Origin of the sequence: Vibrio sp. A1-1 (assembly GCF_021728175.1) — a bacterium.
Lineage (GTDB): Bacteria > Pseudomonadota > Gammaproteobacteria > Enterobacterales > Vibrionaceae > Vibrio > Vibrio diabolicus.
This window is the reverse complement of the sequence record NZ_JAKKCL010000014.1, coordinates 80,635-96,579: the sequence shown is the minus strand read 5'-3', so window position 1 is coordinate 96,579 and position 15,945 is coordinate 80,635. Positions and strand designations below refer to the sequence as shown.

At 42.7% G+C, this 15,945-nt stretch carries 16 protein-coding genes; 14 read left to right on the top strand and 2 right to left on the bottom strand.

What is annotated here, in order from left to right:
* Window positions 1-7 precede the first annotated feature (7 nt).
* The 4 genes from L3V30_RS18470 (at window position 8) to L3V30_RS18455 (ending at window position 4,608) form a co-directional block, all read left to right on the top strand.
* Window positions 8-2,185 carry a hypothetical protein gene (locus tag L3V30_RS18470; protein WP_237309495.1) on the top strand — a complete coding sequence of 726 codons (2,178 nt, stop codon included), beginning with the start codon at window positions 8-10 and terminating at the stop codon, window positions 2,183-2,185.
* Entirely contained in the window at window positions 2,182-2,667 is a 486-nt protein-coding gene (locus tag L3V30_RS18465) for a hypothetical protein (protein ID WP_237309493.1), read from the top strand. The genes L3V30_RS18470 and L3V30_RS18465 overlap by 4 nt, the downstream gene beginning before the upstream one ends.
* Before the next feature lie 203 nt (window positions 2,668-2,870).
* Window positions 2,871-3,281 (top strand): hypothetical protein, encoded by a 411-nt coding sequence (locus tag L3V30_RS18460; protein ID WP_006741077.1) that lies wholly within the window; start codon window positions 2,871-2,873, stop codon window positions 3,279-3,281.
* A gap of 223 nt (window positions 3,282-3,504) precedes the next feature.
* A complete protein-coding gene (locus tag L3V30_RS18455; protein ID WP_176319289.1) occupies window positions 3,505-4,608 on the top strand; it encodes an alpha/beta hydrolase in 1,104 nt (367 codons plus the stop codon).
* A 116-nt stretch (window positions 4,609-4,724) separates the two neighbouring features.
* Here L3V30_RS18455 and L3V30_RS18450 read toward each other — a convergent pair whose 3' ends face one another.
* Window positions 4,725-5,861: a multidrug effflux MFS transporter gene (locus L3V30_RS18450; RefSeq protein WP_237309491.1), complete on the bottom strand. Its 1,137-nt coding sequence runs from the start codon at window positions 5,859-5,861 to the stop codon at window positions 4,725-4,727.
* Window positions 5,862-5,960: 99 nt separating this feature from the next.
* On the opposite strand from L3V30_RS18450, the gene L3V30_RS18445 reads away from it, so the two are divergent.
* Window positions 5,961-6,734: a helix-turn-helix transcriptional regulator gene (locus tag L3V30_RS18445; RefSeq protein WP_237309489.1), complete on the top strand. Its 774-nt coding sequence runs from the start codon at window positions 5,961-5,963 to the stop codon at window positions 6,732-6,734.
* Between the two features lie 93 nt (window positions 6,735-6,827).
* Here L3V30_RS18445 and L3V30_RS18440 read toward each other — a convergent pair whose 3' ends face one another.
* On the bottom strand, window positions 6,828-7,736 hold the full coding sequence (locus L3V30_RS18440) for a LysR family transcriptional regulator (RefSeq protein WP_085343965.1): 909 nt from the start codon (window positions 7,734-7,736) through the stop codon (window positions 6,828-6,830).
* Between the two features lie 135 nt (window positions 7,737-7,871).
* Between L3V30_RS18440 and L3V30_RS18435 the strand changes: the two genes are divergently transcribed.
* The 9 genes from L3V30_RS18435 (at window position 7,872) to mnhG (ending at window position 15,942) form a co-directional block, all read left to right on the top strand.
* Window positions 7,872-8,591 (top strand): SDR family oxidoreductase, encoded by a 720-nt coding sequence (locus L3V30_RS18435; protein WP_237309488.1) that lies wholly within the window; start codon window positions 7,872-7,874, stop codon window positions 8,589-8,591.
* Window positions 8,592-8,985: 394 nt separating this feature from the next.
* A complete protein-coding gene (locus L3V30_RS18430) occupies window positions 8,986-9,921 on the top strand; it encodes a universal stress protein (protein WP_046875927.1) in 936 nt (311 codons plus the stop codon).
* Window positions 9,922-10,031: 110 nt separating this feature from the next.
* Complete coding sequence (locus tag L3V30_RS18425; protein ID WP_005392611.1) at window positions 10,032-10,223, top strand: hypothetical protein; 192 nt, start codon at window positions 10,032-10,034, stop codon at window positions 10,221-10,223.
* A gap of 166 nt (window positions 10,224-10,389) precedes the next feature.
* A complete protein-coding gene (gene mbhE / locus L3V30_RS18420) occupies window positions 10,390-13,059 on the top strand; it encodes a hydrogen gas-evolving membrane-bound hydrogenase subunit E (RefSeq protein WP_237309487.1) in 2,670 nt (889 codons plus the stop codon).
* Window positions 13,059-13,412: a Na+/H+ antiporter subunit C gene (locus tag L3V30_RS18415; RefSeq protein ID WP_006741070.1), complete on the top strand. Its 354-nt coding sequence runs from the start codon at window positions 13,059-13,061 to the stop codon at window positions 13,410-13,412. Before mbhE ends, L3V30_RS18415 begins: the two co-directional genes overlap by 1 nt.
* Window positions 13,409-14,905 (top strand): Na+/H+ antiporter subunit D, encoded by a 1,497-nt coding sequence (locus L3V30_RS18410; protein WP_006741069.1) that lies wholly within the window; start codon window positions 13,409-13,411, stop codon window positions 14,903-14,905. Before L3V30_RS18415 ends, L3V30_RS18410 begins: the two co-directional genes overlap by 4 nt.
* On the top strand, window positions 14,902-15,378 hold the full coding sequence (locus tag L3V30_RS18405; RefSeq protein WP_170901820.1) for a Na+/H+ antiporter subunit E: 477 nt from the start codon (window positions 14,902-14,904) through the stop codon (window positions 15,376-15,378). Before L3V30_RS18410 ends, L3V30_RS18405 begins: the two co-directional genes overlap by 4 nt.
* Window positions 15,371-15,649 (top strand): cation:proton antiporter, encoded by a 279-nt coding sequence (locus L3V30_RS18400; protein ID WP_005392606.1) that lies wholly within the window; start codon window positions 15,371-15,373, stop codon window positions 15,647-15,649. The genes L3V30_RS18405 and L3V30_RS18400 overlap by 8 nt, the downstream gene beginning before the upstream one ends.
* On the top strand, window positions 15,649-15,942 hold the full coding sequence (gene mnhG / locus L3V30_RS18395; RefSeq protein ID WP_005392605.1) for a monovalent cation/H(+) antiporter subunit G: 294 nt from the start codon (window positions 15,649-15,651) through the stop codon (window positions 15,940-15,942). The genes L3V30_RS18400 and mnhG overlap by 1 nt, the downstream gene beginning before the upstream one ends.
* The last annotated feature ends 3 nt before the right edge of the window (window positions 15,943-15,945 follow it).

The window sequence follows — 15,945 nt, the reverse complement described above, 5'->3', positions numbered from 1 at the left end:
TTAAATCATGGATGCAGTTTTTCCGATAGCGCAACGAGAAGGTGACGCTTACTACACGCTCAGTGATTTTACGAAATTGTTTGATCAAGCTAAGAGCGGTCGTTATTTAATAGGACAAGGGTACGGTTGGCATAGTGGCATTCACTTAACATCAAAAATGTTACCGTGGGGGAAAGGGCTCAGACCTATTCAAGCGATGCTTGATGGAAAAATAGTGGCATTTCGCATAAATCCTGATTACCTAACATCAACGTACCAAGAGAAAGAGTTTAAGTATAGTAATAACTTTGTGCTTATCGAGCATGAGGCTGTAAACCCCGAAGATAATGAAGATGTATTTAAGTTCTATACACTTTATATGCACCTTGCGCCACCTTCAGATATTGGCGCCAATTCATCTATAACCACGCGTTACCGTTTACAAGAAAGGCGTAATGTACGCACTTTCAAACATAGTGATGTGCCTACTAATTCTGGTGAAAAAAAACAGTCGATGTCTAAAGGAACATTACTTGAATACCTGTATGCAGAAGAGAAGGAGACCCATCCATACCAGATCGACAAAAATACCTACAAAATGATAAAGTGCCGTGTGGTAGAGAATGGTAAATCGGCAAGTGGTAGCGAAAAAGCACTGTTAAACAAGATTGTTTGGTTTGCTTCGGGTCTCAATAGTGACTTTGACATTTTAGAAGATTCCTCTGCTGTCCTATCAGAACCAGTTTCAGAACCTAAATGGATGTCGGACAAGGCGGCAATGATTAGGGACGGTAGTGTGGTTTCTTTACTCCCACTCCTATTTAGAGAGGGGATAAAGGTTTCAGCTGGGGAAGATATCGGTTACATGGGACTGCATGAGTACAGTAACGATGCAATTGGAACTAAGAAAGAAGATAATCGTGTGCATATCGAGATGTTCTCTTTTGAGGAGCCGCCCGAATTTTTCAAAAAACAGATTTCTCCCAAAAATGCGGAAGAAAATCCACTTGTTGTTCTCGATGGGGCCGATAGTAGCGGTGCCGTTGATATGAGTAATTCGTTTATTCAGCAATTACTTGAATCTGTGACAGAAGATCAAGTAACGGACTTCTCCTCGTTCACTGCTCGCGATGCCAAAGTATACTTAGACGGTAAGCGTAAACACTTTGAGCGATTTATTGTGAAACATCCTACAGATTGGCATACAGAGTCGTCACAAAGTCTTTATGAATCAATCCATCAGACCGCAAAGGAAGCTCTAGATATTAAGTGCTCCGCTGGTTTTGTGACTGAAGAAGACTACCGTAACTCCCCATGGCGCGATCAAGTGATGGATAGCTTTGATCTTTTCTCGCAATTCGAACTGGAAAGAGCAGACAAGTTCTCATGGATGCAAGATTTACAAGGTGATTTGCAACTAAGCGATGATAAGAGCCTTTGGCATTATTGGCCTTTTATTCCTCAAGCTCAAAGAGATTTTAAGTTTACTCTAGAAATGCTACAAGAGGTATACCCTAGGGTTAAAAACTCTAAGATTGAGTTCTTGCGGGGGGTTGTGAATGAATTAAATGCCCATGTGGAGTTTTACAAACTTGATACGCCTTTAAGACGTGCTCATTTCTTTGCACAAATAATGCAAGAAACTGGTTCTAACCTATCAACGGAGGAACTATTTAGATATAGTTTTAGAGGATTAGTATTAACGTTTAGAAATTTTGCACGTGACAAGGTATCCGCTAAAGAGCTTTCTTATGATGAAAGTGTGCCAGGTAAGAACACGAAACGCGATGGTAGTACTTTAACCAAAGCTGACTTTATCAGAGTTGCTAACATAGCATATGGTGGTCGTATGGGTAATGATAAAGTAAATGACGGTTGGAAATTCAGGGGTAGAGGACTAAAACAACTAACTGGTAAAAACAACTATGCAACCTTTGATAAATGGCACTCGAAAAATAAGCGAGAGTGGAGTGAAGATATAAACGTATCTTTTGTAGATAATCCAGATCTCTTATTTGAAGCCAAGTATGCCGTTCGCTCCGCAGCGTTTTTTTGGGTAACTAATAATCTTTATAAATTGGCTGATAACGGTGTTGAATACTCCGATTCTCAGGCTATCACAGCCATCGTAAATAAGAATACTGATAGCTATATTAAGCGGTTTGAAAATTTACAAAGACTTTTGAAGCTGGAGACTTTTGAATGAGATTAGTTAATTTAATACTAGTGGTGCTGCTGCCATATTTTACAAGCGCTCACGCAAGCGAAGGCTGTGATCAAGAATCTGTCGTATTCGCATGTGATTTAGAAAATAAAGGTGGCAGTTTGAAAGCTTGCTTTAATCAAGCTGAGAATTCGATGTACTTCGTTGTTGACGAAAATGGGTTGAAAACAGTTTATGCCCCACGAAAGGGGAAGAGTTTAGATAACTATAAATGGATAGATATTTCTCTTGAAGAACCTGAATACATTCCTTTGAAATTTGAAGTAAATGAAAACAAGAATGCGTACTTTTCATTGACAAGAGGTGGTGGACGGTTGAGTGTCGTTGCTAACTCCGTTGACATGATTGAAGATGAAAATGCTGTTGAGTACTACTGTGAATTGGGAACTGAAACAGCTCTGGCTCCTAGCGTTAGATTAAAAATAAAACACGTAAAGCCCAATGAGTTTGAAGCTTGGGATTAAATAGCAATAGATTCCAGTGAGAGCCTAAATAAAATTAATTGTAATAAAGAGTTAGCTTTTCTAGAAAATTTACTCGAGACGTTTGGATAAGAAATGTTCAGATAAAAAGCGCCGAAAGGCGCTTTTTATTTTCTTTAAAATAAAGTATGGTTTTCCTCCTTTTAAAATGGTAAGTGTTGAATAATTCTACAGTGGTTAGGTAAATGAATAAAATAACTAAACTCGCTTTGGCTTTGTCCGTATTGACATCTGTTGTTGGGTGTCAACTGGTGTCAAATACGCCGATGCAATCGACAGCAACGAAGGAAATAATTGAAAAAGCAAAGGCAGAGTTTGATGGACAACGCTTTTATAAGTTGAATGAATATGATGAAGAAATCAACGTTTCAGATGATGGGGTCATTACCTTCAAGTCTTACTTACCACGCAGCGGCGGCTATGAATGGGTACCAATTGTGATACGCGATACTAGTTTTCGTGTTTCTTGCGATTATTTCAGTGAATATGTTGAAGCTGGAATGGTTGTTCAGGTTCAGTTTGTAGGTAAACGCGGGCGCATTGAAAATTACGACAAGCAACGTTGTGAAGAGTTTGGCGAGCCAACATGGCAATAAGATCTATGGATAATTAAAGCGCCGACAGGCGCTTTTTATTTACGCCTTAATTAACGTTAGAAAAGGTTTAGACCAATCTTCGGAAGATTAGGCAAGCAATGCGTAGTATCTGATTAACGAAAAAATACGAAAGTTGCAACAATGTACGTGTCAGTAAAGTAGGAGCGATAAAGCATCCGCGTACTGTACTCATCGTGTGTTACGTTAATTAGGAGTGTCTACCATGAAAAGCCAGAACGACAATCAAGCAAGTTACCAAGATGAACCTGATGAAGGTCGTCGCAATATGATGAAAATGACGGGTGCCAGCGTGGTTGCTATGGGAGTCGGATCGCTCTCAACGAGTTCCGTTCAAGCTGAGACGCAAATAAATCTTGGTGACACCTGGGATAAAACATTTACGAAAAGTAACCAAGTTCAACATCGCAAAGTGAGTTTTAAAAACCGTTATGGCATCACGTTGGCAGCGGATCTTTATCAACCTAAAAATAAAAGTGGCAAGCTTGCGGCTATCGTCATTAGTGGTCCATTTGGCGCTGTGAAAGAGCAGTCTTCAGGGTTATATGCTCAAACATTAGCCGAGCGAGGCTTCATTACTTTAGCGTTTGATCCGTCGTATACCGGAGAGAGTGGTGGTGAACCAAGAAACGTTGCATCACCTGATATCAATACAGAGGACTTTAGCGCAGCTGTGGACTTTATTGGCCTACAGAAAGACGTTGATCGTCAGAAAATTGGTGTGATAGGCATATGTGGTTGGGGCGGCATGGCGTTAAACGCAGTTGCTGCAGATAAACGCGTCAAAGCAGTCGCAACCAGTACGATGTATGATATGACCCGTGTAATGTCTAAAGGCTATAACGACAGTACGACGTTTGAACAGCGCACGCAAACGTTAGAGCAGCTAAGCCTGCAACGATGGGAAGACGCCGAAAATGGAACACCTACTTACGGGCCAGTATCGCTTGAGTTAGTTGGAGGTGAGCCCCAATTTGTTATTGAGTATGCAGCCTATTACAAGTCTCCTGAACGTGGCTTTCATCCACGAGCGATTAACTCAAATGCTGCATGGACACTCACAACGCCGCTGTCGTTTATGAATATGCCAATTCTGACCTACATTGAAGAGATATCTCCACGCCCAGTGTTGTTCATTCATGGCGAAAAGGCGCACTCTCGCTATTTCAGTGAAACGGCGTATGAAGCGGCGGCAGAGCCTAAAGAATTGATGATCATTCCAAATGCGAATCATACGGATCTCTACGATCAATTGGATGTGATCCCATTTGATAAATTAGAGAGCTTCTTTAAGGTTAATTTAGTTTAGATCGCCCTCTAGAAGACAACTGAGGAGCGGTTACTATTGTGCTCCTCAGTTCCTATTGATTGAAAAATTCTCTAGATTCTCGGTGAACCATTACGGAGAGTATTTCATTATTATACTCACAAGTCGGTATGAACTCGCCTTTTAGAAAACGCTAATAAAATCGCTAAACAGCTACATGTTAATAGGATGACACTTAAGTTTTGTGCTGTTCCAGCCATCGCTAATCCCGTCCCGATCATGATGTAGTACATGAGCCCAAATAAAGCGCCTGCGCTACCTACCTGTTGTTTATAATCAACGAGTGCGTCACTGAGTATATTGGGTATCGCAATCCCATACGACATGACGACTAACATCATTGGAGCAACAAACCAGATTGATTGGCTCAGAATCAACACACCGACTGATCCCAAACTAAGCAATACTGCTGAGAGCCAAAGTAGTTGGCTTTTTCGAACATTTTTAGACACTAGGGATTTGTTTAAATAACTCCCAAGCAGAGTGCCTAACCCCAGTACCATGCCACTGTATCCAAATTGTTCGGAGTTATACCCAAGTGCTGAGAAAGTAAATGCGCCAAGTTGGTAATAAGCAAACAGAGCAATGTTATACAAAGCGACTAATAATGCTGAGCGCCAAATTCGAGTGTCTCTTAGCATTTTCCAGCTAAGTTGACGCAACCGTACTGGTGTCTGTTCTTTCTGTGTTTCAGGAAGCTTAATAACGTTATAAGCGAGCAATACTAACGCGATTAAAAATAAAGCGAAAAATACATAACGATATCCACCAAGCCCTGTAAGCTGTCCGCCTAATAGCATGCCTACTACCGGGCTGATTGATATACCCATCCCCATTAAGCTGAAGACTTTACTCAGTTCTTGACCGTCAAACGCGTCACGAAGCATGGTCTGTGTGACAACGGAACCTACCGCGATACCAAATGCGCTCAGAGCTCGCGCAGCCATGACAACAGCAAAACTCTCGGTTTGAGTTGCGAGTAAAGACGCAAAACCATAGATAAAGAGCCCAATTAACATGGTAGGCCTTCTTCCCAGTTTATCTGCGAGCACTCCCCAAACTACAACGCCAATGGCAAACGCTAGGAAGTAAATCGACAGTGTTTGTGCTGCTTGTGCGTGGTTTACATCAAATGATAGAGCGATTGAGCTCAACGCTGGGCTATAGATGGTTTCTACAATTTGCGGAAACATCAACATAACCAGCATGAGCCATAAAGAGGGCTTAGTATTCATATTGTTACCCATTGTTAATGAAGTTGGCGGGCAGTATAAATGAGGCTATGATTGAGCCAATAACAACATAAAAACCAAATACATCAATATTCGGACAAAATGGCACTTATTAACGAAGAAACACAGTTTGACGCAAACAAAATTTCTAATTGTGTAGTGGGAATTGCTGCGGATATTGGCAAGCACGACTCGGGTATGCATCAGCACAAGAAAGGGCAATTGTTGTACGCACCTCAAGGTTGTATGAGTTTTGCTCTGGAAGACTCGATTTGTATTCTGCCACCGACAAAGGCGGTTTGGATCCCACCTAATACGCCGCATCGCGCACTAATGACGAATGTGGTGGCGTATCGATCTTTGTATTTTGATTGTGAGGAGTTTGCCTGTCCGAGTAAGATCACGATGATAGAAGTGAATAATTTACTCCAAGCTCTTATTGATAAAATGTCATTTTGGGAGTGGGATAAGCCTAGCAGCGAGATGGTAAATACGACGGCGCTTTTTTGGGAGGAGTTTTATGCTGCGAAACGTTATTCGTTTCAGTTGCCTTTGCCATCGCATCGGCGCTTAACAACGTTTCGTCGAGAGTTGGTTGAACCTTCATTTCTCGCTCCTTCGCTTACTACTCTTGCAAGCAAAGTTGGGGCAAGCACCAAGACGGTAACACGATTATTTAAGTCGGAAACGGGTATGAATTATCAAGATTGGCGTCAACAGTGGAGGCTCTTAAAAGCAGTTGAATTGTTATCTACGGGAATGCAAGTCAGCGCCGTTGCTGATTGGCTGGAGTTTTCTTCAGACAGTGCTTTTATTGCATTTTTCAAAAAGCAAACTGGGCAAACACCGCTAATGTTTATGAAAACTAGACCTTAAAACATCACGATGCTTACGTATTTCTTTAGTACAAATTTGGGTTTTATAGATTCCGTATATATTGGTTCACATAGTGAAATGCTATCGAGCACGTTACTTGTGTTTACTCGGCAGCTGACGAAAATATTGAGTAGCAAAGTCAATAAAGGCTCGGATGCGTTTTGGTTGATGTCGGTCGTGATGGTAAAGGAGTGAAAACTCCACACTCGGAATGCTCCAGTCGGTAAACACTTCTTTTAGCTTGCCTGTCTGGAGTTCTTGTTGGCAATAAAGTGCTGGTACACGGATGATACCATTTCCCGCCAACGCTGCTTTTATCATTACTCTGCCACTCTTACATCGTAACTGTCCACGTATCTGGTGTTCCGTTGACTGCTTTGTATTTGTGTTCTCGAATGCCCAGCGTGTCACACTACCTGTCAAACAAATGTGTTTTTCTAAGTCTTTTGGATGCGAAGGATAGCCATGTGTTTCTAAATAACTTGGGCTTGCGTACGTCCCCATTTCCACATCAATCAGTTTGCGAGCGATAAAGTTGGAGTCGTCTAACTTTCCCATTCGAAAAGCGATGTCGAATTCATCCGCGATTAAATCGACACGATGGCTGCTAAAATCTAAGTTAATGTTCACTTGTGGGTGTTGGATTAGAAACTGAGAAACGATATCTGCAACAACGTCTTCTCCTAAATAACCCCCCACGCAGTTGATACGAATTTCGCCTCTTAATTCTTCTACATCATCAACCACTGCCATAACAGCTTGATCAATATTATGAAGGGCAGTTTCACACTGTTTATACAGAACCTTGCCTGCTTCGGTGAGGTTCAGTGTTCGAGTGGTCCTTTGTAGCAAAGTGACACCAATCTGTTGTTCCAGATTTGTTATTTGACGTGAAACGTGTGAGCGAGAAACGCCAAGTTGCTCTGCTGCTTTCGTGAAGTTTCCTAGTTGAGCGATTAGGACGAAAGAGCGAATATCCGCAAGGTTGATGTGTGTTTGCATGATGACTTCTGCGTAATTCAAAAAAGTATTGTTGCAGTATAACAACAGTGTTTCAACTAGGTCGGTATATATCAACAAACAAAGTTTTCTTAAACTTATCGCCATTGAGGTAAACCGTTCTATTAAGGATTCAAAATGAAAAAGTTAATTGTTATTACAGGCGCTAGTTCAGGCATTGGTGAAGCGATTGCACGTCATTTCAGCGAACAGGGCCATGCTCTTCTTTTGTTAGCAAGACGTGTAGAACGTTTAGAAGCATTAAACTTACCAAATACGCTTTGTGAAAAGGTAGATGTGACCGATAAAGCTTCTTTTGAAGCGGCAATTGAGAAAGCAGAAGCGTTGTATGGTCCGGTAGATGCACTTGTAAATAACGCAGGCGTTATGCTTCTAGGCCAGATAGATACTCAGGACGCATCGGAGTGGAAGCGCATGTTTGATGTGAACGTACTTGGCTTGCTAAATGGCATGCAGTCCGTTTTAGCACCGATGAAAGCGCGTAACAGTGGTACGATCATTAATATCAGCTCTATTGCGGGCAAGAAAACATTTCCTGATCATGCCGCTTACTGTGGTACCAAATTTGCGGTTCATGCGATTTCTGAAAACGTACGTGAAGAAGTCGCATCATCGAATGTTCGTGTTACGACTATTGCACCTGGCGCAGTGGAAACTGAATTACTTTCACATACTAAGTCTCAAGATATTAAAGATGGCTATGATGCTTGGAAAGAGGATATGGGGGGCGTGTTGGCAGCCGACGATATTGCACGAGCAGTGCTGTTTGCTTATCAGCAACCGCAAGGTGTATGTGTTCGCGAAATTGCTTTGGCACCAACAAAACAGCAACCTTAACATTAATTTACAGCGACTTCTGGATCATTAGGGCTGTGAATATTTGCACACTGATTCGTGATTGATATGGCATCTTTCAACTAAGTCGTATGAAAATTTAGGTTACCCATTTAAGTCCGTAGCCTAAGTGTGTTATTGCTTATACCCAAGTTACTCAAGGTGAGAAAAACTTTGAGTAATTTGGGTTTTTATTTGGTCTCAATTTTTAGTATGTAGCTCTATTGGGTCAGCGGGCCACAGTCGTAAAGAAAAGGAGAAGGTGACGTAAAGCAAAATGAAGCAATATCCATAGCTTAATGAGAATTGATTTCATCAACGTCACAAGCCGTTACAATTATCCGTTAGGTATTATACTTTGTGGGTGGTTAATATTTAACCAAACAAGGAGGTGTGTATGAAACGATTCGCGAACATACTTTTTGCAACACAAGGATTGCCTGGTCATAGTGAGGCGCTCGAACAAGCGATGAGGATCGCATCCAGCAACAAAGTACCTGTTTCAGGGCTAATTGCGTGCCCCGATTTCCCCGCGGATATGCTCCAGTATCAGCAAAGTTATGAGCAATCGCTACAAGACTCCCTCAAACAAAGCATTCAGGAATACAGACAGAAGCTCGATCTTTCTGAAGATGATCTGGCATTTCCTCTTACTGTGAAAAGCAGTGAAAAACCCGCTGTCTGTATCATTAAAGAAGCATTAGCTGACAACAAAGATCTTATCATCAAAGAAGCTGAACCACTCGGTGAAGGCGCTGAAGGCTTCAAAGCCATTGATATGACACTGTTACGCAAATGTCCTTGTCCATTATGGTTACACCGACCGATTGATAAGCCGAGAGACAAACGCCGTGTGGCTGTTGCTATAGATCCGTTAACGGCGAGCGATGAACAGCACTCATTAGCGGTGCGTTTACTTGAATTATCTCGTTCAATAGCCGACACCTGTGACAGTCGTTTACATGTGATTTCTTGCTGGGAATATTACTTAGAGAATTACCTACATGACAATGCTTGGATTCAAGTCGACGATGCTGAGTTGAAACATGAACTCGACAAAGCAAAAGCCGATCATAAACAAGCTCTACAACAACTGCTGGAAGAGTCGGGGATTACGGGTGAAATTGTGATTCATCATTTACACGGAAAGCCTGATGAAAAAATCCCGGATTACGTAGAAAGCATAGAAGTGGACGTTCTAGTCATGGGTACCTTAGCGAGAACTGGGATATCTGGCTACGTCATTGGTAATACGGCTGAAAACATTTTGCAATCTATAAACTGTAGTTTGGTCGCTCTTAAGCCCGATGGTTTTGTATCGCCGATTCAGTAATTGGTGTGTAACAAACCTGGGTTTAAGTGGTTGTTTTAGGTAAAGGAGGGAGACGGAGTTCTAGAACATGGAATTATCAGTGTATCAATAAGTTATCAGAGGAGAGTGACATGAAAAACCTATGCCCGAAATGCCACACAGAAATGATAGAACGTTCGAACGTTTATGTTTGTCCGAGAAATGATATCGGTGACTGCACCTACGATGCGTTCGAGTTAACTGATGACGATAATCCATACACATTCAGTCGAGAACACGTAAGTAGTGATCTACGTTCTTACACCGTAGCGGACAGTAAGTAGCTGTTTGTATTAACGTTCCTTTAAGTAGCATTCAGTGATTGCTGATTGCTACTTATCCCTTGGTTTTATGATCTTTTTTGAAATGCTTGGGCTAAAACAATCAAGTGGAGCTTTTTATCTTTGCGCCAAATAGGGCGAACTTTCTTATAAAAATGAATGGGCTGCGATGTTGAATAGCATAACGGGTAAAGAAAACCTGCCGAAAAATCCCGATAATCAGTTGGTCTTACTGATTTTCCCTGTGCTGCCAATTTTAATCTTCTCTTTTCTTTTTTACATCTACACACCCGCAGGCGTAAGCTGGAATGCGGAATGGATACCTGGCCTCGATATTAACTTCAGCTTTAGGTTAGATGGTCTGTCATTCCTTTTTGCCGGGCTGATCAGCGGGATTGGCGCACTGATCCAAATATACGCTTTGGCTTACTTACGAGAGAGTGATAGCCGATTTTCCTTTCATTTATACCTAACCCTATTCATGCTTGCCATGCTAGGGATTGTGATGAGCGATAACATCCTATTGTTGTTCGTTTTCTGGGAACTCACCACCATCACTTCTTACTTGCTGATTGGTTTTAATCACGAAAACAAAACGTCACGAAAAAATGCACTGCAGTCGTTGATCGTTACAGGTGCTGGTGGATTAGCGTTGTTAGCTGGCCTTATCTTGTTGGGAGCGATGGCAGGGAGTTATGAGTTACATACGATCATCGCTCAGGCGGACACGATTGCGCAGCACGAATGGTTTATGCCATCTCTAGTGCTCATACTACTTGGTGCATTTACTAAATCTGCGCAGTTCCCGTTTCATTTTTGGCTACCTAACGCGATGGCAGCGCCCACTCCAGTCAGTGCGTATTTACACTCGGCAACAATGGTAAAGGCGGGCATTTACTTGTTAGCGCGTTTATCGCCAGTTTATGCTCATAGCGAGGTTTGGTTTTATGCCCTAGTGATCACAGGGAGTATCACCGCCGTTTGGTGCACGTTTGTCGCATTAAAACAAACTGACTTGAAGCTGATGCTAGCCTACAGCACGAATGTTGCTTTGGGTAAATTAACATTATTACTAGGTATGGGCACAGATTTGGCCGTGAGTGCAGTATTGATGTTTATTCTCGCTCACTCTTTCTATAAAGCAGCGCTGTTTATGGTGGTGGGCAATATCGACAAAGCGACAGGAACACGAGATATTGATCAACTGTACGGCTTGAAGTCAGTGCTCGTCATCAGCATGGTTGCGGGGAGTTTGGCTGCATTGTCTAAAGCGGGATTCCCGCCGTTGTTAGGCTTTTTGAGCAAAGAATACATGTACAAATCCGCAGTAGAGCTCAATAACTGGATCGCCTTTGTACTTTTAATGGTCAATATATTGATGGTTGCGCTAACCATTATGCTTATTGCGAGACCATTCTTTGCTCGCCGTGATCTCGTGCCAATTGAAACGAAGCCGATTGAGGCCAAAAAGGCTATGTGGGTTTCACCTTTACTCTTGGCACTTGGCAGTCTCATCGTTCCTTTAGTCGGTTTAAATTGGTTAGATCACAACATCACCTTTCCTGGCTCTGCTGACATTCTGCCTGTAGCCGATATTAAAGCGACATCATTATGGCATGGTGTGAATGTACCGCTAGTCCTAAGCGTTATCACGCTAGTATTGGGGTATGTGGTGTACCGTGTTTATCCCACTGTGTCTGCATTTTTTCAGCGGTTACATCTATTCGTCCCCAAAGCAGAGAATGTTTTTGAACGACTATTAGATGACATGATGACACTGGCGAAGTGGCAAACGGCGCTGTTGCAGCAAAAGAAGTTGAGTCGTTATGTCCTGCTATTTTTCGCGGTACTCGCCGTCGCTTTACTTGGTCAGGTAGCATTTATTCCTCTGCCTTTGTTAGATCAGCTTTCAAACGTGGCTTTCTATGAGATTGGCATTGCCTTATTGCTGATTGGTGCAGCGATCGTATGTACGTTGTCTCACTCAAGGCTTCTTGCGATTTCTGCGCTAGGTATGATTGGTTTTATGACCACGCTTGTTTTTATGATCTACAGTGCTCCGGACGTCGCGAAGACTTTACTGTTAGTGGAAACATTAATGGTGGTCTTTTTAGCATTGTTAATGCGTCATATGCCGCGTTTAACCACCGTACCCAAGCATTCAATAAAACGCAAATTGGCGAATGTTTGTATAGCGGGCGTGATAGGTGTTTCGATTACTTTCCTCTTGTTAGGAATCACGTCCCAGCCGATGGATTCATCGGTGTCGGAATTCTTTGCGGAAAATAGTGTCCCAGGCGGGCATGGGCGCAATATTGTCAACGTCATTCTCGTCGACTTTCGTGCGTTTGATACATTGGGAGAGGTTGTCGTCGTTGTCATTGCTGGGATTGCAGCAGTGAGCTTGCTTAAGACAAGAGCGAAAAAGCAAAACCGTATTCAATCATTAATTTTTGCAACCACGGCACATATCGTCGCGGCGCTCATGCTTGTGTTCTCAGTGTATCTGTTATTACGTGGTCATAACGAACCGGGTGGTGGCTTCATTGGTGCATTGATTGCCGTTATTGGCTTATCGCTTCTCATGTTCGCGGAATCACCGAAATACGTTCGTTCTAGATTGTATTTCAAGCCGTTTTTCATTGCGTTATTTGGCATCGCATTGAGCTTGATATCAGGAGCTTTGAGCTTTGCGTTTGATAAACCGTTTTTAACCGGGTTGTGGTGGAAAGATGTGATACCGCTGGGTACGCCGTTGGTTTTTGATGTTGGTGTTTATCTTGCCGTTATAGGTGGCGTGATGGGGATGCTGCTTCGTATTAATGAGGAGCTAGAGTAATGGAAATAGTCTGGAGTGTTGTCGTTGGAATACTTGTTGCCGCAGGCGTTTACTTAATGCTAGAAAAGCATATCTTGCGTCTTTTGTTCGGTATCATGTTACTCAGTAGTGCGGTTAACCTTGCTATTTTTACAGCGGGAAGGCTGACTCCTGGAGAGCCGCCATTGATTGGCGATAATGCACTTTTGCCACCAGATGGCGCGGCAAACCCATTACCTCAAGCGCTGATTTTAACCGCGATAGTCATCGGTTTTGGGCTACTTATTTTTGCTTTAATGTTGTTCTATCGAGCTTATAAAGATTCTGGAACCGCAGACGTCGACGAAATGCAACGTTCTGAGGAGGGTCAATGAGTTCGATTTTGCTGACGTTACCTGTTGTTCTTTCATTGAGTACGGCGCTGACCATTTTCTTTGTACGTCGCTCAACAAAAAGTGTTGAGTGGTTAAGTGGCGCAAGTGCGATTTTGAACCTTGTTGTCGCAGGCCTTCTCACAGAAAACATCATAAGTAATGGTATTCAAGCCGTTGCTTTTGGCCAGTGGCAAGCACCGTTTGGTATCGTCTTTGTCGCAGATTACTTCAGCGTTGCCATGGTGATGATTACCGCAGTGATTGGTGCGATATGTGTTTTCTATGCCATGGCGGACCTTCACCGAAAACCTTCCTATAGCAATTACCATGCGTTGACGCACGTGTTGCTTGCTGGTGTTTATGGCGCGTTCCTCACCGGAGATATTTTTAATCTGTATGTTTGGTTCGAGGTCATGCTCATCGCGTCATTTGGTTTAATGGTATTAGATGCAACGAAAACTCAAATTGATGGGGCAGTGAAGTATGTGATGTTGAACCTGATTTCGACGCTAGTGTTCTTACTTGCCATCGGTTTGTTGTATGGCGCAACTGGCACCTTGAACTTGGCCGATCTCTATACCAAAGCGGGAGAGAGCGAATTGAGCATCAACATGATGTTGTCCGCCTTGTTTTTGTTTGCCTTTTCTATCAAAGCGGCACTATTTCCTTTATTTGCTTGGTTGCCAGCTTCTTATCACACCTTACCAAGTGGTGTGGTTGCGCTGTTTGCTGCGTTGCTTACTAAAGTCGGCGTATACGCGTTAATACGAGTCTTCACATTAGTATTTCCGCTCGCCGAGAGTGGTTGGCAGCCGACGTTGATTTGGATTGCTGGCCTCACTATGTTAACGGGCGTTTTGGGGGCGGCAAGTCAATTCGACATTAAGAAAATTCTTTCTTTTCACATCATTAGCCAAATAGGTTACATGATAATGGGATTAGCGATTTACACTCCTTTAGCTTTGGCTGGCGCTATTTTCTACATTGTTCATCACATCATTGTAAAAGCGAATTTGTTCTTAATCGGTGGCTTTATTGAGCGCAAATATGGCTCTAGTCAACTTGAACATTTGGGCGGGGTATATAAAGCAATGCCTTGGTTAGCGTTCTTGTTTCTTGTCCCTGCGTTTTCTCTGGCAGGATTTCCGCCGCTCTCTGGTTTCTGGGGCAAATTTTTGGTGATCAAATCGAGTTTACAGGCTGAATATTACTGGTTAGCAGGTACCGCGCTATTGGTGGGGCTGCTTACTGTCTACTCGATGACGAAAATTTGGAGTGAGGCATTCTGGAAAAAGCCGGTTAGGGAGAAAACAGAACAGACTCTGCAAGTCAAAGTACATTGGTTGTATTGCGTTCCAATTGCCGTATTGACCATGTTCACGTTGATCATAGGCTTGGTGGCGGAGCCTTTTTATCAGTTTTCTGTTCAAGCCGCTGAACAACTGTTAAATCCGAATGAATACATTCGAGCGGTATTGGGAGGAAATTTATGATCTATCTATTCCTCAATCTTTTCTTAGCATTAGCATGGATGATGTTAAACGGCAGTTATTCGAGTTTGAATTTTATTGTCGGATTTACGGTCGGTTTTTTTGCCTTACGGTTGAGCCAACCATTTGGATTAAAAACCAGCTACTTTCGACGTTTTGCGTCGGCATTAAAGTTACTGGTGTACTTCGCTTATGAAATGATCATATCGGTTGCAAGAGTCGTGTGGGATGTTGTGACGCCAACGCATTTGAGCCAGCCAGATATCGTCTATGTCCCTTTGGACGTCGATTCCGACCTTGAAATCACGTTACTTGCGAATATGGTTTCGTTAACCCCGGGCACACTCAGTTTAGACGTTACGCCTGATAAAAAGCATCTTATCGTTCATGCCATGTTTGCGCCTGAGCATGAAGAAGTTATTCGTGGAATTAAAAACGGATTAGAGCAGCGAATTTTGGAGGTGACGCGTGGATAGTTGGCTGCAAATAAGTGTCACTTTTGCCTATGCAGGGCTATTACTCAGTTTTGTTATGGCTTTCTTCCGTTTAATTTTAGGACCAACGCTGGCTGACCGAGTTGTGGCGTTAGATTTGATTTCATTTATCACCATCGGCTTTATTACGGTTTACACCTTAGACAGTGGTGAGGATGCCTTGTTAGATATCGCCATTACATTAGGTTTGGTCGCATTTCTTGGCACAATCGCATTTGCGCGTTTGATCGTTAAAAGGAAGGAGAAAGAATAATGGATGTGTTGATTGGGCTGTTTTTATGTTTAGGGACGTTATTGATTCTAAGCGCTAGTTTAGGTGTGTTGCGGTTGCCAGATTTATATACCCGAATGCATGCCGCAACCAAAGCCGGTACCGTTGGAGTTAGTTGCTTACTACTAGCGGTTGCCTTCTCACTCCCTGAAGTTACTGTGATCTCTCGGGTTATCGGTACGATGTTGTTTATCGTTCTCACTGCGCCAGTTGCCTCCCACCTACTCGGAAGAGCAATGCGAGAGGTCGGATATAAGATTTGGCGCAATGATTAAGTT